The 23,902-nt window shown below is 71.9% G+C and carries 16 protein-coding genes and 2 pseudogenes; 5 read left to right on the top strand and 13 right to left on the bottom strand.

Going from position 1 to position 23,902, the window contains the following annotated elements:
• Window positions 1–38: 38 nt before the first annotated feature.
• The 3 genes from G567_RS0105855 to G567_RS0105845 are packed head-to-tail and all read right to left on the bottom strand — an operon-like array spanning window position 39 to window position 2,588.
• Window positions 39–1,349, bottom strand: coding sequence for a DUF2252 domain-containing protein (locus G567_RS0105855; RefSeq protein WP_028929253.1), 1,311 nt, complete (start codon window positions 1,347–1,349; stop codon window positions 39–41).
• 50 nt (window positions 1,350–1,399) lie between these two features.
• A complete protein-coding gene (locus G567_RS0105850) occupies window positions 1,400–1,705 on the bottom strand; it encodes a DUF3017 domain-containing protein (RefSeq protein WP_307724106.1) in 306 nt (101 codons plus the stop codon).
• A gap of 28 nt (window positions 1,706–1,733) precedes the next feature.
• Window positions 1,734–2,588, bottom strand: a complete 855-nt coding sequence (locus G567_RS0105845; protein WP_028929251.1) for a bifunctional methylenetetrahydrofolate dehydrogenase/methenyltetrahydrofolate cyclohydrolase — start codon at window positions 2,586–2,588, stop codon at window positions 1,734–1,736.
• A 328-nt stretch (window positions 2,589–2,916) separates the two neighbouring features.
• Between G567_RS0105845 and G567_RS35990 the strand changes: the two genes are divergently transcribed.
• On the top strand, window positions 2,917–3,114 hold the full coding sequence (locus tag G567_RS35990; protein WP_028929250.1) for a hypothetical protein: 198 nt from the start codon (window positions 2,917–2,919) through the stop codon (window positions 3,112–3,114).
• Between the two features lie 86 nt (window positions 3,115–3,200).
• A complete protein-coding gene (locus G567_RS26970) occupies window positions 3,201–4,409 on the top strand; it encodes a hypothetical protein (RefSeq protein ID WP_161631670.1) in 1,209 nt (402 codons plus the stop codon).
• A 27-nt stretch (window positions 4,410–4,436) separates the two neighbouring features.
• Here G567_RS26970 and G567_RS26965 read toward each other — a convergent pair.
• A pseudogene (locus tag G567_RS26965) lies at window positions 4,437–7,867 on the bottom strand (error-prone DNA polymerase).
• Between the two features lie 139 nt (window positions 7,868–8,006).
• Here G567_RS26965 and G567_RS0105810 point away from each other — a divergent pair.
• Window positions 8,007–8,501 carry a GyrI-like domain-containing protein gene (locus tag G567_RS0105810; protein WP_037055915.1) on the top strand — a complete coding sequence of 165 codons (495 nt, stop codon included), beginning with the start codon at window positions 8,007–8,009 and terminating at the stop codon, window positions 8,499–8,501.
• A 207-nt stretch (window positions 8,502–8,708) separates the two neighbouring features.
• Here the strand turns inward: G567_RS0105810 and G567_RS0105805 are convergent, their stop codons facing one another.
• From G567_RS0105805 to sucC, 8 genes and pseudogenes are all read right to left on the bottom strand, one after another.
• Entirely contained in the window at window positions 8,709–9,968 is a 1,260-nt protein-coding gene (locus G567_RS0105805) for a serine hydrolase domain-containing protein (RefSeq protein WP_084795888.1), read from the bottom strand.
• A 233-nt stretch (window positions 9,969–10,201) separates the two neighbouring features.
• Window positions 10,202–11,041 (bottom strand): annotated as a pseudogene (locus G567_RS31815) (DNA polymerase Y family protein); the annotation flags it as partial.
• 875 nt (window positions 11,042–11,916) lie between these two features.
• A complete protein-coding gene (purH, locus tag G567_RS0105795) occupies window positions 11,917–13,476 on the bottom strand; it encodes a bifunctional phosphoribosylaminoimidazolecarboxamide formyltransferase/IMP cyclohydrolase (protein ID WP_028929244.1) in 1,560 nt (519 codons plus the stop codon).
• Complete coding sequence (gene purN / locus G567_RS0105790; protein ID WP_028929243.1) at window positions 13,473–14,060, bottom strand: phosphoribosylglycinamide formyltransferase; 588 nt, start codon at window positions 14,058–14,060, stop codon at window positions 13,473–13,475. The genes purH and purN overlap by 4 nt, the downstream gene beginning before the upstream one ends.
• Window positions 14,061–14,184: 124 nt before the next feature.
• Entirely contained in the window at window positions 14,185–15,693 is a 1,509-nt protein-coding gene (locus G567_RS26955; RefSeq protein ID WP_051232334.1) for a cell division protein PerM, read from the bottom strand.
• 69 nt (window positions 15,694–15,762) lie between these two features.
• Complete coding sequence (locus G567_RS31810; protein WP_028929242.1) at window positions 15,763–16,785, bottom strand: DUF5336 domain-containing protein; 1,023 nt, start codon at window positions 16,783–16,785, stop codon at window positions 15,763–15,765.
• A 171-nt stretch (window positions 16,786–16,956) separates the two neighbouring features.
• Complete coding sequence (gene sucD / locus G567_RS0105775; RefSeq protein WP_028929241.1) at window positions 16,957–17,844, bottom strand: succinate--CoA ligase subunit alpha; 888 nt, start codon at window positions 17,842–17,844, stop codon at window positions 16,957–16,959.
• Between the two features lie 3 nt (window positions 17,845–17,847).
• On the bottom strand, window positions 17,848–19,035 hold the full coding sequence (gene sucC, locus G567_RS0105770) for an ADP-forming succinate--CoA ligase subunit beta (RefSeq protein ID WP_342662907.1): 1,188 nt from the start codon (window positions 19,033–19,035) through the stop codon (window positions 17,848–17,850).
• 219 nt (window positions 19,036–19,254) lie between these two features.
• On the opposite strand from sucC, the gene G567_RS26945 reads away from it, so the two are divergent.
• Complete coding sequence (locus G567_RS26945; RefSeq protein ID WP_051232332.1) at window positions 19,255–20,211, top strand: esterase/lipase family protein; 957 nt, start codon at window positions 19,255–19,257, stop codon at window positions 20,209–20,211.
• Between the two features lie 318 nt (window positions 20,212–20,529).
• Complete coding sequence (locus G567_RS0105760; RefSeq protein WP_037055913.1) at window positions 20,530–21,300, top strand: M23 family metallopeptidase; 771 nt, start codon at window positions 20,530–20,532, stop codon at window positions 21,298–21,300.
• A 187-nt stretch (window positions 21,301–21,487) separates the two neighbouring features.
• Here the strand turns inward: G567_RS0105760 and pcrA are convergent, their stop codons facing one another.
• Window positions 21,488–23,827, bottom strand: coding sequence for a DNA helicase PcrA (gene pcrA / locus G567_RS0105755; protein ID WP_028929238.1), 2,340 nt, complete (start codon window positions 23,825–23,827; stop codon window positions 21,488–21,490).
• Between the last annotated feature and the right edge of the window lie 75 nt (window positions 23,828–23,902).

Here is a 23,902-nt window from a genome sequence, read left to right as displayed (position 1 = left end):
CTCTCGGGAAACTCGTGGTATCCGGTACGAGCGTACTGCTAGCCGGTGGACGCCACCCCGGGGATCGCCCCGCTGCGGAAGGCATCGACGAACAACGCGTGATCGGTCCGCACCTGGCCGGCGTAGTCCTGCGCGAACGCCGTCACCCAGTCGATGAACTCCTCCTCCCGGCCCGCGACCACGTTCGTGATCGCCTCCTCGGTCTGGAAGTCGACCAGCGAGTGGTCGGCGTCGGAGTCCGCGACGCAGTGCACCTTCGCCGTGGCCCGGCCCAGGTACTCGACCACCGGTGCGATCTCGGACGGCTCGGTGAGCTCCGACCAGTCCAGGTCGGTCGCGTAAGGCGAGATCTCGTTGACGACGAAACCGACGCCGTCGAGGTCGGTGTAGCCGAGCAGCGGGTCGGCGTGCGCCTGCAGCGCACGCTGGGAGACGGCGGTGCGATGCCCGTGATGCCGGAAATGCCGGGCGAGGGCGGGGTCGGTCACCACCCGCGACGGCGCCGCCACGTTGCCCTGCTTCATCGACAGCACGACGTCATTGTCCAGGGCCTGGTTGAACCCCTCGATGAGCACGGTGTACGCGGGCAGCCCGGCGCTGCCGATGCCCAGGCCGCTGCGGCCGGCCACGTCCTTGATCGCGTAGGTCACGCCGCGGAAGCGTTTCGACTCCGGGATCGTGCCCAGGTAGCGCTCGAAGGCCTCGGTGACGCGACCGCGCTCGTCGTCGTCGAGGCGGCGCAGGCCGGGACCAGGCCGCAGGATCCGGTCGACACCCTCCGTCTCGGTGATCCTGTCCAGCAACGCCACCCGGGTGCGCAGCTTGGCCAGCTGCAGCACCTGCTGCAGCGGGCCGTCGGTGTTGTCCAGGCGCAGCGCGAAGCCCCGCTCGTCGGCCTCGTCGAGGAAGAGGCGGACCTGGTCGAGGTAGGCCTCGGTATAGCAGCGCACGAGGGCGGTGATGTCCCCATCGGAGATCGCCTTGCGCCAGCCGAGCAGCGCGAGGCTCGCGGCGAACCGGGTGACGTCCCAGGTGAAGTGGCCGAGGTAGGCCTCGTCGAAGTCGTTGACATCGAAGATCAGGACCCCGTCGCCGTCCATGTAGGTGCCGAAGTTCTCGGCATGCAGGTCGCCCTGGATCCAGATGCGACCGCTGCGTTCGTCGGCCCACGGGTCCGCGCGCCCGGCCACGTCGGCGTAGAACAGGCAGGCGCTGCCCCGGTAGAACGCGAACGGGTCCGCCGCCATCTTCCGGAACTTGGTGCGGAAGGCGGCTGGAGCGACCGCCATGAGGTCGGAGAAGGCGTCCACCAGGGTGTCGACGATCCGCGCCGTGCGCTCCTCGGTCATCCTCCGATGGTGCCGTCGCCTCAGCTGCGGCGCCCAGCCGTCGCTGCCCGTCAGGGGGCGGTCAGCGTGGCCCGGGTGATGGTCACCGCGAGCGCGATCATGACCAGACCGAACCCGGTGTAACACCACACGTCGATCACCCGGCTGCGGATGGCCAGCAGACCGATCCGGTCGTCCGGGAGGAGGATCCGCAGCGTCGCCGCGACCAGCAGCGCGCCGCCGAGCAGGACCGATCCTTCCCGCCAGTGGGCCGTGAGCACCCGCACGAAGCCCAACACCATGATCAGCATCACCAGCAGCAGCGGTCCGTGCATCGAGAGCTGGGCGCGCAGGTCACGGCGACGGAAGAGGCTCACGCCGACAAGCTCCGTTCGGTGCCGATGCTCACTCCGACAAGCTCCGTTCGGCTGCCTCCACCACGTTCGTCACCAGCATCGCCCGCGTCATGGGACCCACGCCTCCCGGCACCGGGGCCAGCAGCCCCGCCACCTCGGCGACCTCCGGGCTGACATCCCCCACGAGCCCGAGGTCGGTGCGGGTGACCCCGACATCGAGGACCGCCGCGCCAGGCCGCACCATGTCGGCGGTGATCAGTCCCGGGGAACCCGCCGCGGCGACCACGACGTCGGCTCGCCGGACCTCCGCCGCCAGGTCGCGGGTGCCGGTGTGGCACAGCGTCACGGTCGCGTTCTCGCTGCGCCGGGTGAGCAGCAGGCCCAGCGGGCGGCCGACCGTCACGCCACGGCCGACCACGGTGACCCGCGCCCCGTTCAGCTCGACGCCGTAGCGCCGGCACAGCTCGACGATCCCGCGCGGCGTGCACGGCAGCGGGCCCGGCTTGCCCAGCACCAGCCTGCCCAGGTTCACCGGATGCAGCCCGTCGGCGTCCTTGGCGGGATCGATGCGTTCCAGCGCCGCACCGGAGTCGAGCGGTTTCGGTAACGGGAGCTGGATGAGGTAGCCGGTGCAGGCGGGGTCGGCGTTGAGCTCGTCGATCGCGCGCTCGACGTCGGCCTGGCTCGCCTCGGCGGGCAACTGGCGCTGGATCGAGGCGATGCCGACCTTCGCGCAGTCGCGGTGCTTGGCCCGGACGTAGGACCGCGATCCCGGGTCCTCGCCGACGAGAACCGTGCCCAGTCCGGGGATCACCCCGGCCGCTGCCAGCTTCTCCACCCGGCCCACGAGCTCGGTGAGGATCGCGTCCAGCGTGGCCCGGCCGTCCATCACCGTCGCCGTCACGCGGCCCATTCTCGCAGAGGGCGCGAATCCTCGACCGCTCCGCGGGCCGCGGGTCGCCGCAAGGGCCAGGTGGCATCCCCCAAGTAGGAGGGCCGATCCGACCGATCGGGCAGGTGCCCGCCGCTATGAGCTCCCGCACGATCTCGACGATCGGCGACGAGGCCGATCGTGACCTCTGCCCCACCGGCGGGCAACTCCATTCTGCTCGGGGTTGATGACCTTCCTACCCGGCGCCCTCACCTTGGGTCTGTGGTTCATCGGATACCTCGACACCGCATCGCTGCCGGGTGGCATGATCCCGGCCGTCGCGGTTGGCCAGGTCGCTTAGGTGCAGGCGACCTATCTGCTGTCCTTCGTGCTGCTGACCCTGGCGACCCTGCGGCTGCCACCGGCGTTCAGCCTGGGCTTCACGGTCATCGACATCACGTTCGTGCTGGCCTTCCTCGGGATGACCACCGGCAACACCTCGATCCGGCAGGACCTGGGCGGCAAGGCCCTGCCGCTGGGCAACCCGGTCGTCAGGTAGCCACCTCGACCCTCACGCCGTCCGGTCCCGGGGCTCCCTCACCGGACGTCCCGGGAGTGGACGACCACTACGGTCGCCGGGCGGCGATGACGGTCGACCGGTGGCGCGGCCCGAACCAGGCCGACGATCTCGCCATGCTGCGTGCGGACCACCCGAACCTGCTGGCCGCGCTGGCCTGGTCGACCGAGACTCCGGGAGAGGCGGCGGCTGGGGCCCGGCTGGCGTCCGAGCTGCGCTACCACTGGATCGCGGGCGGCTTCCTGACCTACAGGCGGCGCTGGCTCGAGCGGTTGCTGGACCGGCTCGAGGCAGGCGTCCCGGAGCGCGGCGACGCGCTGTGGGTCGCCGCCTGGGTGGCCCTGATCCAGGGGGATCGCACCGTCGCCCGCCGGTACCAGCAGGAATGCGCGCGGCTTGCCGAGGACCTGGGCGACCGGGCGATGACGGGGCATGCGACGCACTGGGGCGCGCTGCTCGCCCTGTTCGAAGGCGACCTGCCCGAGGCGATCGAGCTCTACGGTCGGTCGATCGGGATCCACCGGTCGGTGGGTGATCTCGCCGCCGAGCTCACCGCGGCCTTCCAGCTGGCGATGGCGCAGGAGTACGCCGGCAACCGCCGGGATGCCCTGCAGACCTGCCAGGAGGTACTCGAGCTGAGCTCCCGGCACGGCGAGCTGTGGAGCCACGCCTACGCCCTCTGGGTGTCGGCGATCTGTCACCTGCACCAGGACAACCTCGGCGAGGCCAAGTCGGCCATCACCGGGGTGATGGAGATCGAATGCGACTTCCGGGACGGCGTGTGCACCGCCCTGTCCACCGAGGTGATCTCCTGGGTGGCGACGGCCTACGGGCACTTCGAGAACGCTGCTGCGCTCGCCGGCATCGCGCGCTCGGTGTGGCAGCACCTCGGTACGACGCTCGCGGCCTTCGGGCCGCACGCCCTCGCGGACGGGCAGGCCTGCGCCGCCCGGATCGACGCCGAGCTGGGCGCGGAGCGCGCCGCCGAGATCCGCGCCCGCTACGCGGGGGTCGGGGGGCCGGAGGCCGTGCGGCTCGGCCTGGACATGGCGGCGCGGGCCGGCCCGCCGGACCTCGGCGACCACCGCACAGCCGTCCTCCCCGCTGCCGGAGGTGGCCTCCCCCCTGACCGCTCGCGAGCGGCAGGTCGCGCTCGCGGCGCACCGTGGACGGGCACGTCGAGCGAATCCTGCGCAAGCTCGACTTCTCCTCGCACACAGGTGGTGTCCTGGGTCGCATCCACGACCGGGCAGCCGACCCGCGGCCGCGAGGCCTGACCGCGGGTGCCCGGTCCCAGGGCTCCCTCACCGGACGTCCCGGGAGCGGACGACCGGCACCGCGAGCGTGAGCCGTTGCAGCCGGTCGGCGACGAGGTTGAGCACGCCTTCTGGACTGCGCTCCAGCCGGCCGCGGACCAGCAGCGCCGAGCTTCCGATCGCCACCGGCCGGTAGCGCGCCCAGAGCCCCTCCGAACAGGTGATGTTGAGCATTCCGCTCTCGTCCTCGAGGTTGAGGAATGTGACCCCGCCCGCGGTGGCCGGCCGCTGCCGGTGGGTGACCAGCCCGCCGACCAATACCCGGGGCGGGCGGACATCGGGGTCGTAGGGGTCGAGACTGTCGACCCGCCGATCGGACCGATGCCCCGCCCGCCTCGCGGTCCCGGCCATCGCCCGCCTACCCACCTCGTCGAGCCGGTCGATCCGCACCGCGCCCAGCGCGTCGAGCCGATCGCGCAGATGCTGGATCGGATGGCTGTCCGGGGATATCCCGGTCGCCCACACATCGGCCACGGTCGTCTCCACATCGGTCATCCCCGGCAACGGGGGTGCACAGATCCCGACCGCCGCACCCGGGAGGTGCTCCGGTCGCACGGCCGCGACCACCCCGGCCGCCCACAGCGCCGAGCGCCGGTCGATCCCGAAGCAGCCGAACGCCCCCGCCATGGCCAGCGCTTCGGCCTGCGGCGCGGCGAGCCGCACCCGGCGAGCCAGATCAGCCAGGTCGCGATAGCGTCCGCCGCGCGTTCGCTCCGCCTCGACCTGTTCGGCGAGCTCGGAACCGACGGTATGCACCTCACCGAGCCCCAGCCGGATCGCCTGGCCGCCCGCGCTGCCCGGGTCGGCCTGCAGCACGGCGTCGGCGCCACCGAGGTTGACATCCGGGCCGCACCACCACCCCGTGCCGCCGGGCGTCCGCGACCAGCGACTGCGGCGAGTAGAAGCCCATCGGCTGGGAGTTGAGCAGCGCGGCGCAGAACGCCGCCGGGTAGTAGCGCTTGAACCAGGCGCTGTAGTAGACCAGCGAGGCGAAGCTGATCGAATGGCTCTCCGGGAAGCCGAAGTTCGCGAAGGCCAGCATCTTGCCGAAGAGCCTGTCCGCCACCTCGCCGGTGATCCCGTTGGCGGCCATCTCGGCGAAGAACCGGCCGCGCAGCCGCTCCACCTTCTCCGTCGAGCGTTTGGTGCCCATGGCACGGCGCAGCTCGTCGGCATCGGCGGCGGAGAACCCGGCGACATCGACCGCGATCTGCATGAGCTGCTCCTGGAACAGCGGCACCCCCAGGGTCTTCTCCAGGGCACCCTTCAGCAGCGGATGGTCGTAGTCCCAGGCCTCCAGCTTGTTGCGGCGCCGGATGTAGGGATGCACCGAACCACCCTGAATCGGACCCGGCCGGATCAGCGCGACCTCCACCACCAGGTCGTAGAACCTGCGGGGCCGCAGCCGGGGCAGGGTCGCCATCTGGGCCCGGGACTCCACCTGAAACACCCCGACCGAATCGGCCCGCCGCAGCATCTCGTACACCTCGGGGTCGTTCGGCTGCAGCTCGTGCAGCTCGACCCGCCGGTCGTGATGCGCGGCGACGAGGTCGATCATCTTGTGCAGGGCGGTCAGCATGCCCAGCCCGAGCAGGTCGAACTTCACCAGCCCCGCGGCCGCGCAGTCGTCCTTGTCCCACTGCACGACGGTGCGGCCGGCCATTCGCGCCCACTCCACCGGAACGACCTCGGAGACCGGCCGGTCGCAGATCACCATGCCGCCGGAGTGGATGCCCAGATGGCGCGGGAAGCCCAGCAGTTCGCCGGCCAGCGCGAGCATCTGTGACGGCAGGCCCCGGGCGTGCTACCGACGGCGAACCCGTGCCGGCGCTCGATCTGCTTGCTCCAGGCGTCCTGTTGACCAGGGGAGAAACCCAGCGCCTTGGCCATGTCGCGGACCGCGGAGCGCGGCCGGTAGGTGATCATGTTGGCCACCTGCGCGGCGCAGCCCCGCCCGTAGCGGCCGTAGACGTACTGGATGGCCTCCTCGCGACGCCCCGACTCGATGTCCAGATCGATATCGGGGTAGCCGTCGCGGGCCGGGGACAGGAAGCGTTCGAACAGCAGACCGCCCGCCACCGCGTCGACCTGGGTGATGCCGAGCGCGTAGCAGACCGCGGAGTTCGCCGCCGAGCCCCGCCCCTGGCAGAGGATGTCGGCCCGGCGGCAGAACTCCACGATGTCGTGCACGATCAGGAAGTAGCCGGGGAAGTTCTTGGCCTCGATGATCCGCAGCTCCCGCTCGACGGTCTCGACCGCCTCGGGGTACTCGGCGTGGCTGCCGTAGCGCCGGGCCACCCCCCGGTAGGTGAGCTCGCGCAGCCAGCTCGCCTCGGTGTGTCCGGGAGGCACCGGGAACGGCGGCAGATCCGGGGCGATGAGCTGAAGCTCGAAGGCGAGGTCGGCACCGAACGCCGCCGCCCGCGCCACCGCACCCGGATAGCGAGCCTCGAACCGGGCCGTCATCTCCGCGCCGCCGCGCAGATGCGCGGTGCCGGCCGGCGGGAGCCAGCCGTCGGCCTCGTCGAGACTGCGCCGGGCCCGGACCGCAGCCCAGCGCGCAGGCCAGCGGGAACCGGCCGGGAGCGGCGTAGTGCGCGGCGGTGGTGGCCACCGTCGGGACTCCCACCAGCCTCGCGACCTCGGCCAGCGCGTCGTTGCGCTCGGTGTCGCCCGGCCGCGCGTGGTGGGTGAGCTCGACGGCCACGTGCTCGCGGCCGAACCGATCGACCAGATCGTCCAGGGCGCGCGCCGCCGCGCCCTGCCCGCCGCGGCGCAGGGCCTGCTGGACCGCGCCCTTGCGGCAGCCGGTGAGCGCCAGCACGTGCCCCGCGGTATCGGCGACGATTTCGTCGAGGTCATAGACCGGGCGTCCCTTCTCCCCGCCGCGCAGCTGGGCGGCGCTGATCGTGCGACACAACGCCCGGTAGCCCTCCGGATCGCGGGCCAGCAGCAGGTGACTGCCCTCGAGGTCGAGAACCCCGTTCTGCGGTGCGCTCAGCCCCAGGCTCAGCTCCGCTCCGCTCCGCTCCGAAGATCGTCTTCATCCCCAGCTCGGCCGCCGCCTCGGCGAAGCGGACCACCCCGTCCATGCCGTCGTGGTCGGTGAGCGCGATCGCATCGAGCCCCAGCCGGGCCGCCTGCTCGACCAGTTCCTCGGGATGGCTCGCGCCGTCGAGGAAGCTGAAGTTCGAGTGGCAGTGCAGCTCGGCATACGGCGTACACGCCACAGGCCGGCGCGCCCCCGGATCCCGCGGCGCCCGGTACGGCTCGCGTTTGCGCGACCACGCCGGGCTGTCACCACCGTCGCCCCGCGACATCCCTGCCGGGCCCCCGGCGAGACACGCGCCGTCGCGCGGACGACCCGAGAGCATCGCTTCCAGCTCCGCCCAGCTGACGTCGGGATTGTTGAAGCCCATGACAACGAGCATACTCGAACATCAGTTCGAGTATGCTCGTTGTCCACAGGCCGCACGTCTCAATGGCAGCAAGCGATGAGTTCCGCGTCGCCATCTGGTCCATGGTCATGAGCACGCACGCGAGCCCAGGAGGAAACCTATGACCGGGAGCCGACCCGATATCGAGACCGGCGCGTCCGAGCCGGAACTGGTGAGCGTTCACCCCGCGACCACGGCGGTCATCCGTGGCGTCGTCGCGATGGCCGATCTCCGCAACTTCTTCGACAGGTCCTTCCGCATGCTGGCCGAGACGATCTCCACTCAGGGGGTTGACATCGTGAGCCCCGCATTCGGCCTCTACCGCGGCCATCCAGGCGACACGGTCGACCTCGAGGTCGGGTTCGTCACCGATCCCGCCATCCGGCCGGAGGACGAGGTCATCGCCGGTTCGCTTCCCGGCGGGCACGTCGCGCGCGCGGTCCACGTCGGCGGGTTCGACGGGCTCGGCTCCTCCTGGGAGCGACTGCGCACCTGGATCCAGGAACGGGGTCTGGCTCCAGGAACGGCTCGATGGGAGTTCTACGTCACCGAGCCCTCGCCCGAGATGGATCCATGTGACCTGCGCACCGAGCTCAACTGGCCGGTAGCCGATTGACAAGACCCGCGCGGCTTCCGGCTCCGAACCGGCGATCACCGGATCGGAAGGCGGCGGCGAGCCCGGGGCCGGCCTTCGGACGCGACGTCACTCGCAACGGTCCAACAGTGGATCCGAGCTCGCGCAGATCGGTGACAGGTGCGGCGCCGTGGCCGGCGAGGATTCCTCGGGAGACCCTGCGAAAGTCGACGCAAAGCGGCCACCCGGTCAGCCGTAGAGCGTGCCGATCAGTTTCTGGGCGATCGTGCTGGCGGGCGGGCGCCCGTCCGGGGCGGCGTTCAGGTTTGCCCACACCACCACGGTGACCTTGCGGTCCGGGTCGTAGGCGGTGAACGACTGGAATCCGGGCAGCTCGCCGGTGTGGCCGTACACCGGGCCGAACTTGGCGATGGCCAGACCGTAGCCGGGGGCCGCAGGGGAGCCGGGGTTGGTCGGCTGGACGCTCTCGAGCCGCTTGCGCTGCCACATCGGGTTCAGCAGCGTCCCGTCGCTGAGCGCCCTGCCCCAGGTCGCGAGGTCCGCGGCGGTGGAGATGGCGCCGCCGGCGGCCCAGGTCCAGGACGGGCTCGCGTCGGTGACGTCGTGAGGTCTGATCGTGCCGGCCTGGGCGGCGGCCAACTGGTCCGGCGGCAGCGCCTCGCTGCTCATCGTGGAGACGTTGGTGCCGTACATGTAGCCGCGCGGGTGTGGCGTCGGGATCGCCGTCACCGCGGCGTCCGGGAACGAGGTCTCGTGCAGGGCCAGCGGGGTGAACAACCGGGTCCGATACGCCGACCCGAGCGGCTGCTTGTCCACCTGCTCGATGATCAGGCCGAGCAACACGATGTTGGTGTTCGAGTAGTGATAGTCGGTCCCGGGCGAAAAGTAGGCCGGGTACTTGAAGCCCAGCGCGACCAGCTCCTCCGGCGTCCAGACCTTGGCCGGGTCGTCGTCGAGAGACTGGTTGAACTCCAGCGACTCGCTGTAGTTGTACAGGCCGCTGCGCATGTTCAGCAGCTGGGTGAGGGTGATGTTCTTCCCGTTCGGCACGTCCGGGCGGTACTCCGCCACGGGGGCGTCGATGTCCAGCTTGCCCTCCTGCGCGAGTTGCAGGATCACCGTGCCGGTGAACGTCTTGGTGATGGAGCCGATCCGGACGTGGTCGGCCACCGAGACCGGTTCCGACCCGGTATCGGTGCGCGAGCCGTACGTCGCGGACAGCTCGCCGTCCGGGGTGCGCACGATCATGACCGCGCCCGGCGTCATCAGTTCTTTCGCGGTCTGCTCGAACTGCGCGCGCAGCGCGGGCGACTCGGGCAGTGGCGCAGGATCGACCGGGGCGGCACCCGGTGGCGTCGACGGGGAACCGGAGCAAGCCGAGACCAGTGCGCCCACGCCCCAGGCCGCCGCGCCGACCAAAACGGCACGGCGGCTCACTCCGGCGCGGCCAGACAGTTCCGGTCCCAGCTCTTCTTCGGCCTGCTTCATCAGCTGTTTCCCCGATCCACCCAGGACGTTCGGCCGGCCACACGCTATGGCCATACCGGCCGGAGCACTAGTCAAGGCCGGTGGATGCACTCGGGTAGACGGCGTTGCGGCACCGCCCCGCTCGAACGGCGCGTCGTTCGGTACCGGGCGTTCAATCGTAGATCCCGGTCACCCACCACCCCTCCGTCCGACCGGACAGCAACAGCGCCATCCCGTCGTCGAGGAGCACCTGCAGCGACCACCCCCAGCCGGGTGCAGGACAGTCCGCGCCCGGCGAGCGCCCGATGCAGCTGCTCGGCCAGCCCGCGCGCGGCGAACGCGGCGGCGTCGACCCGCTCGACCGGAGGATCGAGCTCGACCTCCACCGCGAGCTCCTCGGGGGGACGCCTGCGCACCGGCGGACGTGGGTCGAGCCCACGGGCCAGCCGGTGGGCGAGCACGGCGTCGGCCCCGAACCGGGACGCGACATCGGACGCCGGCAGCGACCCGAACGCGCCCAGGCTGCGCAGCCCGAGCCTGCGCAGCAGGCCGACCAGCTCGGACCGGTCGACCTCCGGCTCCCGGTCGAGCTCCTCGACGCCGAGCGGCGCGAGAAACGCCGGTGTGCCACCGGGCTCGACGCTCACCCCCCGCCGGGCCGCGAGCACCGCGGCGAACAGGCCGTCGGCCACCCCGACCTGGCACTCCACCGCGGTGCGCGCGGCCACCTGGTCGACCAGCCGCTCGGCGGCCCGCTGCTCACCGCCGAAGTAACCCACCGGTCCGCGGGCGAGCAGCGCGACCAGCCCGGGCCGGATCACCTCGACGCCGGTCGCCAGCTCCTCGACCGCGGCCACCACCGGCTCGAACAACCGCGCGTCCCGCCCGGCATCGGGGGTGAGCACGGCCAGCTCGGGGCAGCGGGCCTGCGCCTCGCGGCGGCGCAACCCGCGGCGTACCCCCTGTGCCCTGGCTGTGGCCGAGTAGGCCAGTACCCGGTTGGCCACGACCACGGCCGCGGGCCGGTGCGCCGGAACCCGCTCGGCCTGCGCGGCGGCCGTCACCGGCCAGTCCGGGGACCACAGCGCGAGCACTCGGGCCGGGCTGCCGCTCGCACCCGCGTTCACCCGGCCGCCCGCGATCCGATCCGCCCGGCCCCGGCGGGCCCCGCCGCCCCGCCGGGCGCGGGCAGCAGCATCCCGGTGCTGCGCCCGGCAGGCCCCACCGCCCGGCCCCGCAGCCGTACCCGGACCCGGCGCGCACAACCGCCCAGTCCCCTCGCCGCCGAGACCCTGCCATCGCGGACACGAGCAGCTCAGCTCCAGATCGGCGCCCGGCCAGGAACCCAGCACCAGCAGCACCGCACCGCGCTGCCGCGCCCTGGCCATCAGCCGCTGCCGGTCCGCCGCGCGCATTCCGGCCCGCTCGGCCCCGGCGACCGTCACCAGGTCGATCCCGTCGAGCAGCGCCGCGGCGACCGCCACCAGCTCCCGCTTCGGGTGCGGGACCAGCGCCAGCCGCTCCAACCGCACGCCGGCCTCGGCCGCGGCCACCAGCCCGAGCCCCGGCCGACCGACCACAGCGGCCCAGGCCCCCCGACCGAGGCCGCCGCGAGCAGCGCAAACAGCAGCGAGGTGGTTCCCGGACCCGCGGCAAGCGCCACCGTCGACCCCCGGCGCAGCCCACCCGCCGGCAGTACCCGGGCCAACGGGGCCGTCACCGGGAGCATTCGCCCTTCGGACCCGGAGGACGGACCCGGCGGCGCACTCTCCGACCGGTCCTCCATCCGCCACAGCAGCCTGCGGGCCGCCGCCAGCCGGCTCGTTACATCGCCAAGCGCCGCCTCGACCATCGCGCTCCTCCCAGCAAGGTCGCGACCGCGCCGAGGGGAAGTCGGCATACTCGAACCAACGTTCGATACTCACTATAAGGCCCGGCCGGCGGAACCCTCAAGCGGGGCCGAACGACATCAGTGCGCGAAGTGCCGGGTGCCGGTCAGGTACAGCGGGACGCCCGCCGCAGCCGCGGCCGCGATCACCTCGGCGTCGCGCACCGACCCGCCCGGCTGCACGACCGCACGCACCCCCGCCGCCAACAGCACCTCCAGGCCGTCCGGGAACGGGAAGAACGCGTCCGAGGCGGCTACCGAACCGCGGGCCCGGTCGCCGGCCCTCGTCACCGCGAGCCGCGCGGAATCGACCCGGTTGACCTGCCCCATCCCGATCCCGACGGCCGCGCCGCCGGACGCCAGCAGGATCGCGTTGGACTTCACCGAACGGCAGGCCCGCCAGGCGAACACGAGATCGGCGAGCACCTCCTCGGGGACCGGGTCGCCGGTCGCGAGCGTCCACGATGCCGGGTCGTCGCCCGGCGCGTCGATCGCGTCCCGCTGCTGCAGCAGCAGCCCGCCGCTGATCGCCCGTAGCTCCGCGCCATCGCGCTGCACCGGCCCCGGCAACCGCAGCAGCCGGAGGTTCTTCTTGCGGGCGAGGATCTCCAACGCCGCCGGCGCGTACGACGGCGCCAGCACCACCTCGGCGAACACTCCGCCCACCTGCTCGGCCATCGCCTCGCTGACCTCGGTGTTCGCCGCGATGACCCCGCCGTAGGCGCTGACCGGATCGGTGGCGTGGGCCTTGCGGTGGGCCTCGGCGATATCGGAGCCGACGGCGATCCCGCACGGGTTCGCATGCTTGATCACCGCGACGGTCGGGACGTCACCGTGGTCGTGCGCGGCCCGCCACGCCGCGTCGGCGTCGACGTAGTTGTTGTAGGACATCTCCTTGCCGTGCAACTGTTCGGCGCCGGCCAGCCCACCCGGCCCGCCGACGTAGAGCGCGGCGGACTGATGCGGGTTCTCGCCGTAGCGCAACGTGGCCCGGCGCTCCCAGACCGCACCGGCCCAGACGGGAAACAGCCCACCCTCCGGCTCGGGGGCGAGCACCGATCCCATCCAGGACGCGACGGCGACGTCGTAGGTCGCGGTGTGCCGGAACGCCTCGGCGGCGAGCCTGCGCCGGTCGGCGAGCTCGAAACCACCGCACTTGACCTGCTCGAGCACCCACTCGTAACGCGCGGGGTCGACGACGACGGCCACGCTGTCGTGGTTCTTCGCCGAGGCTCGCACCATCGCCGGCCCGCCGATGTCGATCTGCTCGACACACTCCTGCGAGTCCGCCCCCGACGCCACCGTCTCGGTGAACGGGTAGAGGTTGGACACCAGCATGTCGAACGGCGCGATGCCCAACTGGTCGAGCTGGGTCAGGTGCTCGGACTTGCGGGTGTCGGCGAGCAGCCCGGCGTGCACCCGCGGGTGCAGCGTCTTGACCCGGCCATCGAGGCATTCGGGGAAGCCGGTGAGCTTCTCGACGGGAGTGACGGGCACCCCGGCGTCGGCGATGCGCTGCGCCGTCGACCCGGTGGAGACGATCTCGACGCCCAGTGCGTGCAGCCCGGTGGCCAGATCCAGCAGCCCCGTCTTGTCGTACACGCTGATCAACGCGCGCCGCACCGGCCTGCGTTCGTTCACCCGATCGTCACCTTTCGTCCGCTCACGCTCGCCCCGAACCGGGCCAGCGCGGCGACGGTGCCCACGAGCAACCGCCGCTCCTCGATCTTGATGCGTTCGTGCAGCTCGGCTTCAGTGTCCCCGGGCAGCACCGGCACCGCGTGCTGAGCCAGGATCGGCCCGGTATCGACACCGTCGTCCACGAGATGCACCGTTGCCCCGGTGATCTTGACGCCGTGGGCCAGCGCGTCGCGCACCGCCCTGGCCCCCGGGAACGACGGCAGCAGCGCCGGATGGGTGTTGATCATCGGACATCCGATGCCGGACAGGAACGCCGGCCCGAGGATCTTCATGAAGCCCGCGCTGACCACCAGGTCCGGCCTGTGCGCGGCCACCGCGACGGTGAGCGCGACGTCCCAGGCCGCCCGGTCGGGATGGTCCGCGGTGCACACGGCGAACGCCGGTACCCCCGCACGTTCGGCCCTGGCCAGGGCCTCGGCCCCGGTACGGTCGGAGGCGACGGCGACGACGTCGGCCGGATAGTCCGGATCGGCGGCCACGTCGAGCAGCGCCTGCAACAGCGTGCCCGAACCCGAGGCCAGCACGACGACACGGCAAGGAACAGGGAGCGCTACCCGGTGGGCACCGCTCGACAACGCAGGCAACCAGGGCTCCCCGATCCGCTTCGACGACAGCTCATGCCAGGTCAAGCGTAAGCCGCAGCACGCGTCACACCGTCGTCGCGTCCGATTCGGAGCCGTTCTCCCGGTCCGCCGGGCGTTCGGCCGCCGCGTCCTGCCGGGCACGCAGCGCCACCAGTTCGGCCACCGTGCGGGGAGCGGGTTCGGGATCGCTCGCCGGATCGGCACTGTCCGGCTCGGTGAGCGCGGGCTCGTCACCGTCGCCTCCCTCGCCGGGGTCGACGGGATCCGGCGCGCCGGTGGCCTCGTCGTGGCCGGACTCGTCGTGGCCGGACTCGTCGTCCTCGTCGTGGTCGGGGTCGTCCGGGCCGGGATCGAGCGTGGCCGTGGCCTTCCGGTCCGGGCCCGAGCGCTGGAACGCGGCGACGAGCATCGCGGGCCCGCCGATCCAGACCAGCACCGCGGGCACGACCAGCTCGGCGGGCAGCCGCACCGGGTCGAAGGGGCCGGTTGCGAGCCGGCCCCCGGAAAGCAGGGCCAGCAACCCGACCGCGAACGCGACCAGCACGGTCGCCGCACCGGCCGCGCGCAGCCGGGCCGCGCCGTCGGCGTGCGGCCCGAGCCGGCGCCGGCAGCTCAGCCCGACGAGGACGCCCGCGGCCAGCGGCAGCAGGACAACCCCGATCGCCCAGACCGCCGGTCTACTCACCGGCATCGCCGCGAGCAGCGGGAACGGCGGCGCGGGACCGGGTTCCGCGGCGAACGGCGACGCCGCCGACGTCCCGACCGACAATCCCGGACCCAGCGCCCAGCACAGTCCGGCGACGACCGCGTTGGGCAGGTAGGCCAGCGCGAGCAGGGTGACGCCGAGCGCGGCGCCGAAGCCGGGGGCGATCTCGGCGAACGCCTGCTCCACGGCGCTCGCGCGCAGCAGCAGCCCGGCGGTCAGCGCCAGCCCCCCGACGCCCAGCAGCGCGACCGTCCCCACGGCGGCCCCGCGCACCGCGGCAGCCCCCCAGCCCGGGACCCGCTCGCGCCATTCGGTGGGCAGCCCGCCCACCCGCAGCAGGCCGAGACCGGCCGCCATCCCGGCGACGACACCCGCCCCGACCATCGCGGCCCACGGCGTGGCGACCACGGCGGCGTCGCGGGGCAGCAGCGCCCCGGCCAGCACCGCGACCGCCGCGTGTGCCCCGGCCTGGGCCGCGAGCACGGGCCCCGAGTCGGTACGGATCCGTCCGCCCAGCCTGCGCAGCGACCAGCTCGAGCCGACGAGGACGACCGCGACCAGGACCAGCGTCGGCAGCAGCGGCAGCACGCTCAGCGGCTGGCCGTCCAGCTGGAGCGGAACCTGATGCGCGGCCAGCCACAGCGGGATCGCCACGGCGAAGGCACCGTCGACGGAGATTCCGGCGCCCGCCGCGAGCCCGACCAGCCCGGCCGCGACGACAGTCAGTGCGTAGCTGACGAGCACCGTGCCCATGGCCGCGGCCAGCAAGATGCGCAACCGGTCCAGGCCCTCGATTCCGGACGCGGGCTCATGGTCCCCGGCCGTGAGATCGGCCGATCGATCTGTCGTGGAGCGGGTTCCGCGCACCCGATCACCCTCGCAGCGGACGTCGCCGGTTTCGGGCAGGCGCGCCGGGCGCGCGCACGGGCGGCTGGCTCAGCCGCCCGTGCGATCGTCGCGGTCGGAAGCCGGGATCGTCCGGGTCTGCTCGGCCGGGGGCATCTCCTCGGCGCCGCCGTGCCGACCGGGCTGCTGCTCCGCGCCGGGACCCGGTTCGGCGCCGACCGGGCCCGGACCGGTGGGCGGGCCCGCCCACTCGGGCGGCCGGGGCAGGTCGGGTCCGCTCATCCCGCGGGTGACATCGACCGGCTGGGCGGGGCTGCCCGGCCATGCGGGCGCGGACTGCTCGGCCGCAGCGGGTGGCTGCGCCGGCGGGTACCCGCCATAGCCCGGCGAACCCTGCGGGCCGAATGCGGTGGTCGGCTGCTGCGAATACGCGCCCTGCTGCGGCGGGTAGCCCGGGGGCTGCGACGCGCCGTAGCCGCCGTACCCGGGATGCTGGGGGTAGCCGCCGTACGGGCCGTATCCGCTCGGCGGGCCCTGGCCGTACGGCTGCTGACCGCCATAGCCGGGCTGCTGACCGCCATAGCCGGGCTGCTGGCCGTACCCGGCGCCGAGGCCGGCGGACCCGCTCGCCCGACGGGGGGTCGGCACCTTCAGCAGGCCGAACTCCATCAGCACCGCGCCGACGAGGGCCGCGGCCTCGAGGAAGGCCAGCACCAGCACGACGATCAAGATGAACGGCAGGGAACCCGAGGCCGGGCCGCCGAAACCGCCCGCGAGATCGTCCAGACCGGAGCTGACGACGACCGCTCCCTGCAACGCGGCCAGTGCCCCCACCACGCCGATGATCGCTCCGGGAATCAGCATGGTGCGCGCCCGCGGCAGCACCGCGGACGCGGCCAGCAATCCCCCGCCCAGCAGCAGCTGAGGCGCCTGTACCAGGTAGAGGAGCGCGGCACTGGAGAACGCGCAGAAGTAGATGATCACCCCGAGCAGGCCGGCGGCAAGCACCAGCAGCCGGGCGGGACCGGGTGCGAGCTGCCGCGCTTCGTCGTCTCCGGTTTCGCCGCTTCGGGACGAGTCCTTCGCAACCGGTGTCTCGGCGGGCTGGGTCATCGAGTGCTCCTCGGTACCGCGGCTGGCCGCGGTCTCGGCTTGTTGACCGGCTCGGGGGGACGCTAGCCCATCGGCCCTGTCCGCGTGCGGTGGCCGCTCCCGACCATAGGAACGCGCGGAGGCGGCCACCGGTTCCCGGCGGCCGCCCCCGCGGGCTGTCGGTGAGCGCTGTCAGAGTGCGGCGACGACCTCCTTCATCAACGCCGCGGTCTCGCTCGGGGTCTTGCCGACCTTCACCCCGGCCGCCTCCAGAGCCTCCTTCTTCGCCTGCGCGGTACCGGCCGAGCCGGACACGATCGCGCCCGCGTGGCCCATCGTCTTGCCCTCGGGCGCGGTGAACCCGGCGACGTAGCCGACGACGGGCTTGGTCATGTTGGCCTTGACGAAGTCGGCCGCGCGCTCCTCAGCGTCGCCGCCGATCTCACCGATCATGACGATCGCCTTGGTCCCGGGGTCGGCCTCGAACGCCTCGAGCGCGTCGATGTGCGTGGTGCCGATGACCGGGTCGCCGCCGATGCCGATCGCGGTGGAGAAACCGATATCGCGCAGCTCGAACATCATCTGGTAGGTCAGCGTGCCCGACTTCGACACCAGCCCGATCGGGCCCGCGCCGGAGATATCGGCCGGGATGATGCCGGCATTGGATCTGCCGGGGCTGATGATGCCGGGGCAGTTCGGGCCGATGATGCGGGTCTTGCCGCCCTTGGCGACGGCGTGCGCCCAGAAGTAGGCCGAGTCGTGCACCGGGATGCCCTCGGTGATGACGACGGCGAGCGGGATCTCGGCGTCGATCGCCTCGACCACCGCGTCCTTGGCGAACTTCGGCGGGACGAACACGACGCTGACGTCGGCGCCGGTCTCCTTCATCGCCTCCTCCACGGTGCCGAAGACCGTGAGGTCCTTACCGCCGATCGTCACCGTCTGACCGGCCTTGCGGGCGTTCACGCCGCCGACGATGTTCGTGCCGGCCGCCAGCATCTTGGTGCTGTGCTTGGTGCCCTCGGAGCCGGTGATGCCCTGGACGATGACCTTGCTGTTCTCGTTGAGGAAGATCGACATCTCTCAGGCTCCCGCCGCTGCCAGCTCCGCGGCCTTGTCGGCCGCGTCGTCCATCGTGCCCACCTGTGTCACCAGCGGGTGGTTCGCCTCCTGAAGGATCCGCCTGCCCTCCTCGACGTTGTTCCCGTCGAGCCGGACGACCAGCGGTTTGGTCGCGTTGTCGCCGAGCATCTTCAGCGCCTCGACGATGCCGTTGGCCACCGCGTCACATGCGGTGATGCCGCCGAACACGTTGACGAAGACGGATTTGACGGCCGGGTCACCGAGGATGATGTCCAGGCCGGCCGCCATCACCTCGGCCGAGGCGCCGCCGCCGATGTCGAGGAAGTTCGCCGGCTTGACGCCGCCGTGCCGCTCGCCCGCGTAGGCGACCACGTCGAGGGTGCTCATGACCAGGCCCGCGCCGTTACCGATGACGCCGACCTCGCCGTCGAGTTTGACGTAGTTGAGGTCCTTGGCCTTGGCCTTGGCCTCCAGCGGGTCCTCGGTACGCTGGTCGACGAGGTCGGCGTGCGCCGGCTGCCGGAAGACGGCATTGTCGTCCAGCGTGACCTTGCCGTCCAGGGCGATGATCCTGTCCTGCGGGTCGCGCACCAGCGGGTTGACCTCGACCAGCGTCGCGTCCTCGGCGACGAAGGCCTCCCACAGCTCGACGATGACCCGTGCGGCCTCGTCCGCGACCTCGGCCGGGAGCTTGGCCTGCGCGACGATCTCGTCGGCCTTGGCTCTGTCGACCCCGGCGATCGGATCGACCGGCACCTTCGCCAGCGCCTCGGGACGCTCGACGGCCAGCTGTTCGATCTCCATGCCGCCCTCGGCCGAGGCCATCGCGAGGAATGTCCGGTTCGACCGGTCGAGCAGGAAGGAGAAGTAGTACTCCTCGGCGATGTCGCTGGCCTCGGTGACCAGGACGCGGTGCACGGTGTGGCCCTTGATGTCCATCCCGAGGATGGCCCCGGCCTTCTCGCGCGCCTCGTCGGGCGTCTCGGCGAGCTTGACACCGCCCGCCTTCCCACGCCCCCCCGTCTTCACCTGCGCCTTGACCACGACGGTCCCGCCGATCTCGGCCGCGGCGGCGGCCGCGTCGTCGGCCGTCTCCACCGTCCTGCCCGGCAGCACCGGGACTCCGTGCGCGGCGAAGAGCTCCTTCGCCTGGTACTCGTACAGGTCCACTCGGCTCTCCTGCTCGATCCGTCGTTCCCGGGTGGCCACGGGCGAGGGTGGGCGTGCCCCGGCACCACCCCGCAGGGGCCCGACCGTGCTGATGCTGAAGGACCCTAGCGACGCCGCCGGCACCTGCCCTGACCTGCCCCGGTGACACCGATCACGGTTGTCGCCGATCCCGAGGGAAGGTAACGAATTGAGGCTCGTGAGTGGGCACCGCGGCCGGATATGACTTACCGTCGCATCATGGAACCGGTCCAGTGTGGGTTGGACCACCTGGCCGAAACGGCTGGTGGATTGCGGTCCGTCGCCGCCGATCTCGCCCGGGCGACCGGCTACGCCCTGCGCACGTTCGGCTCACCGGGGGGCCTGCGCGGGCTCGCCGTGGAATGCACGTGGCTCGCCGCACATCTCGCGTCCTACCCGCTGGGGCTGCTGCGGGAGTCCTCCACGGAGAACGGCGTCTACCGCACCGATGCGCTCCAGCCGAGCCGGCGCAGCCTGGTCGTCGCCGATATGGCGGCGGCCGGCACCCCGATCCTGCTGGTGCACGGGATATTGGACAACCGATCGGTGTTCAGCGTGTTCCGCATCGCGCTGCGCAGGCGCGGGTTCGGCGCGGTGCACGCGGTGAACTACAGCGTCCTGACCGGCGACCTGCGAACCGCCGCACAGGAGCTGCACGGCCATGTCGAGCGACTGTGCGAGCAGACCGGAGCCGAGAAGGTCCATATCGTCGGGCACTCGCTCGGCGGGATGATCGCCCGCTACTACGTCCAGCTGATGGGCGGTTCGGCGAACGTCGACACGCTGGTCACGCTGGGCAGCCCGCACAGCGGCACGCTGGCCGCCTACGCGCTGCCCACGCCGCTGGCCCGGCAGCTGCGCCCCGGTTCCGAGGTGCTCACCGAGCTCGCCCAGCCGGCCCCCGGCTGCACGACCCGCTTCCTCGTCGTGTGGAGCCGGATGGACCAGATGGTCCTGCCCCAGCGCAACGCCCGCCTGCTCCATCCCGATCTGCACGTCGAGGAGCTGGAGCTGCGTGATGCGGGTCACCTCTCGCTGCCGATCGACCCGCGGGCGGTGCATTGGATCGCGACCCGGCTGGCCCAGTCGCATACGGAGAGTCACCAGTTTCGGCGCAGATCCCAGTGCCTGCACCGGATCCCGGAGACCGCGCGCACCGCACCCACGCCGGCCTGACACCCGAATGGAGTGATCTCGGCAACACACCTCCGGGGGAGTTGCCGATCGAGCGCCGGCCTCGCTAGGGTCCCCCGGTCCGTGTCACAGACTGATCACGGCGGTGAGCAGGTCCGACCCCGATCGGCCCTGCGGGATTCCCCACCCGGCACCGCCGCGATCCGGTGCCGCGGGCCGCCACATCGCTGTCGAGAAGGGCAGGTCTTGGCGCGCCACCGCTCCCCAAGCGGCGCCCAACCGGACCCCGACCATCGAGCGCCGACATGCGCGTTCGACGTTCAGGGGGGTCACCGGGTTCCGGCGCCACCGTCCGCATCGTTGCGCGGCCGCGCGACGATCGCCGCCATCGCGGCAGGTGCCGTCGTCGCGGCCGGGCAGTCGATGGTCTCCCTGCGCCCGGCCGATCCCGTCGAGGACGCCTACAAGAAGCTCGCCGCCAACGCCTTGATCCCGGTGACGGGCGTCGATGAGCCCGCTGCCGAGCGCGGTCCGGCCGCGATCCCGGCGATCGGCGGTGACCAGCTCGTCCCGGACTCCCTTGCCCTACCCGAGCTCGACCCGCGCTCCCAGGTCGACGTCCAGAACCTGACCAAGGCCGCGGACATCGGCGCCCAGCTCGCGAAGGAGGCCGCCCTGCTGCGGTCCGCGCTCGCGGAGGGAGCCCCGCAGGCCGCGCTGTCCGGTGGCACCGCCTATGCGCTGCCGGCCCTCGGCCGCCTGACGTCCGGTTTCGGCGGGCGCTGGGGCGTCATGCACTACGGCATCGACGTCGCCAACCGCATCGGTACCCCGATCTACGCCGTCACGGACGGGGTCGTCGAAGAGTCCGGCGCGGCCAGCGGCTTCGGGTTGTGGGTGGTGCTGCGGCACCGCGACGGCTCGCACAGTGTGTACGGGCACATCAACCGCTCGCTGGTCACGGTGGGACAACAGGTCTCGGCGGGCGAGCAGATCGCGGAGATGGGCAACCGGGGCCAATCCACCGGCCCGCACCTGCATTTCGAGGTCTGGCGGGCCGACGGAACCAAGATCAACCCGCTGGCCTGGCTGGCCGCCCACGGCCTGCGCATCTCCGGCGCTGGCGGCTGAGCGGTTCCACCATGCATTATGGAGCCATAACGCGCTGGAACGGACCGTCCCAACCGCGTTATGGAGCCATAACACGAACGTCGCCTACCTCGATCGTGCCGATCGATCTGGCGGCGGACGAAAGGGCGGTGGTGGAGGACGCCACCAACTCGGTCGACGGCGGCCTCGGGGCTCCCGGGCTCGAGCGCTACAGCTTCTGCAGTGGCACCCCGCCGATGAGCATCAGCCGCACGGTACCCGCGCTGCCGAAGTCGATCGTCACGGTGGAGTGCGGCCCGGACCCATCAGTCGCGACGACGGTGCCCAGGCCGTACTTGTCGTGGTTGACCCGATCGCCCACATCGAGGCTGATCGTGGGCGTCAGGCTGCGTTCGGGAACCCGCCAATCGCCCCTGCCGCCGCGCGCGGCGGGACGGCCGAAACCGAACCGGCCGACGGGCGCCGAGGGCCGCTCGGGCCGGCTACGCCGCCATTCGACGAGCTCGGCGGGAACCTCGTCGAGGAACCGCGAGGCCGGATTGGTGTTCGGCTGCCCGAACGCCGACCGGACGATGGCCCGCGACAGATACACCCGACGCATCGCCCTGGTGATCCCCACATAGGCCAACCGGCGTTCCTCGGCCAGCTCGCCCGGGTCACCCAGCGTGCGCAGATGCGGGAAGACGCCGTCCTCCCAGCCGGTGAGGAACACGACCGGGAACTCGAGGCCCTTGGCCGTGTGCAGGGTCATCAGCGTGACGACGCCCGAGTCGTCATCGGGGATGGAGTCGGCGTCGGCGACGAGCGCGACCCGCTCCAGGAACGCCGCCAGCGAACCCGGTTCCGGGACACCCGCCGCGACGTCGGAGTCGTCCGGATCGGCGACGGCCGCATCGCCGGCGAACTCCCTGGCGACGGTGACGAGCTCGGCCAGGTTCTCCAGCCGCGAACCGTCCTGCGGGTCCTCGCTGGCCTCCAGCTCCGCGGTGTAGCCGGTGCGCGCGTAGACCACCTCCAGGATGGCGGCGGTCTCCTCGCCGCGCTCCACGAGCTCCCCGAGCTCGTCGAGGACCCGGACGAACCCGGCGATGCAGCGCTGGGAACGGGTGGCCAGCGCGGGTATCCGCGCCGGCTGCTCGGCCGCGATCCGCAGCGCCGCCGCGAATGAGATGCGTTCCCGCTCGGCGTGCTCGGCGACCAGGGCCTCGGCCCGTTCGCCGATGCCGCGCTTGGGCACGTTGAGGATCCGACGGAGGCTGACCGTGTCCTCCGGGTTGGACAGCACCCGCAGGTAGGCCAGCGCGTCCCGGATCTCGCGGCGCTCGTAGAACCGGACCCCGCCGACGACCTTGTAGGGCAACCCGACGCGCAGGAACACGTCCTCGAAGACCCGGGACTGGGCGTTGGTCCGGTAGAACACCGCGACGTCGTAGTTGCGCACCGCGCCGGTGTCGACGAGCCGGTCGATCTCGGCGGCGACGAACGCGGCCTCGTCGTGCTCGTTGTCGGCCACATAGCCGACGACCTTCTCGCCGTCGCCCTGCTCCGACCACAGCCGCTTGTCCCGGCGCTCGGGATTGCGCGCGATCACCGCGTTGGCCGCGGACAGGATCGTCTGCGTCGAGCGGTAGTTCTGCTCCAGCAGGATCGTGCGGGCATCGGGGAAGTCCTGCTCGAACTCGATGATGTTGCGGATACTGGCCCCACGGAACGCGTAGATCGACTGGTCGGAGTCGCCGACGACGCAGAGCTCCGCGCCGGGCACGTCCTGCGCCGCAGGCGTCACCAGCTCGCGGACCAGCACATACTGCGCGTGGTTGGTGTCCTGGTATTCGTCGACGAGCACGTGCCGGAACCGGCGCCGGTAGTACTCGGCGACAGCGGGCAGCCGCTGCAGCAGCGCCACAGTCTCCATGATCAGGTCATCGAAGTCGAACGCGTTGGCCTGCCGCAGCCGGGCCTGGTAGGTGGTGTAGACCTCGGCGATTCTGCGCTCGAAGTCGTTGCCGGCCTTGGCCGCGACGTCCTCGGCGGACAACAGCTCGTTCTTGTGGTTCGAGATCTGGGCGGCGAGCCCGCGCGCGGAGAACTTCTTCGGGTCGAGCTCGAGGTCGCGTGCGACGAGGCCGACGAGGCGGCGGGTGTCGTCGGCGTCGTAGATCGAGAACGCGCTGCGCACGCCGAGGTGCTTGGCCTCCCGGCGCAGGATCCGCACGCACATCGAGTGGAACGTCGATACCCACATCGCGTTCGCCCGCCTGCCGACGAGCGCGTCGACACGCTCGGCCATCTCGGCCGCGGCCTTGTTGGTGAACGTGATCGACATGATCTCGCCCGGATGCACTCCCCGTTCGGCGAGCAGGTAGGCGATCCGGTGGGTGAGCACACGCGTCTTCCCCGACCCCGCACCCGCGACGATCAGCAACGGGGACCCGGAGTGCGTCACGGCCTCCCGCTGGCGCGGGTTGAGGCCCTCGAGCAGCTCGGCGCCTCGGGCCGAGGTGGGGGTGGCCATGTCATGGGAGGGGAGTTCGAACAGCGCACTCATCGTAAGAGGACACGGTACCGGCGAGACCCGACAGTGCACGCGACGACGCCGGTGTGACACACTGCCGAACGTGGC

The sequence above is a fragment of the Pseudonocardia asaccharolytica DSM 44247 = NBRC 16224 genome (assembly GCF_000423625.1).
Classification (GTDB): Bacteria; Actinomycetota; Actinomycetes; order Mycobacteriales; family Pseudonocardiaceae; genus Pseudonocardia; species Pseudonocardia asaccharolytica.
This window is presented reverse-complemented; position numbering and strand designations above follow the sequence as displayed.

Excerpts from the sequence above, each read along its gene's own strand:
- G567_RS26945 (WP_051232332.1), top strand. The coding sequence starts at position 19,255 with ATGGAACCGGTCCAGTGTGGGTTGGACCACCTGGCCGAAACGGCTGGT.
- G567_RS26970 (WP_161631670.1), top strand. The coding sequence starts at position 3,201 with ATGACGGTCGACCGGTGGCGCGGCCCGAACCAGGCCGACGATCTCGCC.
- G567_RS31810 (WP_028929242.1), bottom strand. The coding sequence starts at position 16,785 with ATGACCCAGCCCGCCGAGACACCGGTTGCGAAGGACTCGTCCCGAAGC.
- G567_RS0105805 (WP_084795888.1), bottom strand. The coding sequence starts at position 9,968 with ATGAAGCAGGCCGAAGAAGAGCTGGGACCGGAACTGTCTGGCCGCGCC.
- sucD (WP_028929241.1), bottom strand. The coding sequence starts at position 17,844 with ATGTCGATCTTCCTCAACGAGAACAGCAAGGTCATCGTCCAGGGCATC.
- pcrA (WP_028929238.1), bottom strand. The coding sequence starts at position 23,827 with ATGAGTGCGCTGTTCGAACTCCCCTCCCATGACATGGCCACCCCCACC.
- G567_RS0105810 (WP_037055915.1), top strand. The coding sequence starts at position 8,007 with ATGACCGGGAGCCGACCCGATATCGAGACCGGCGCGTCCGAGCCGGAA.
- G567_RS0105855 (WP_028929253.1), bottom strand. The coding sequence starts at position 1,349 with ATGACCGAGGAGCGCACGGCGCGGATCGTCGACACCCTGGTGGACGCC.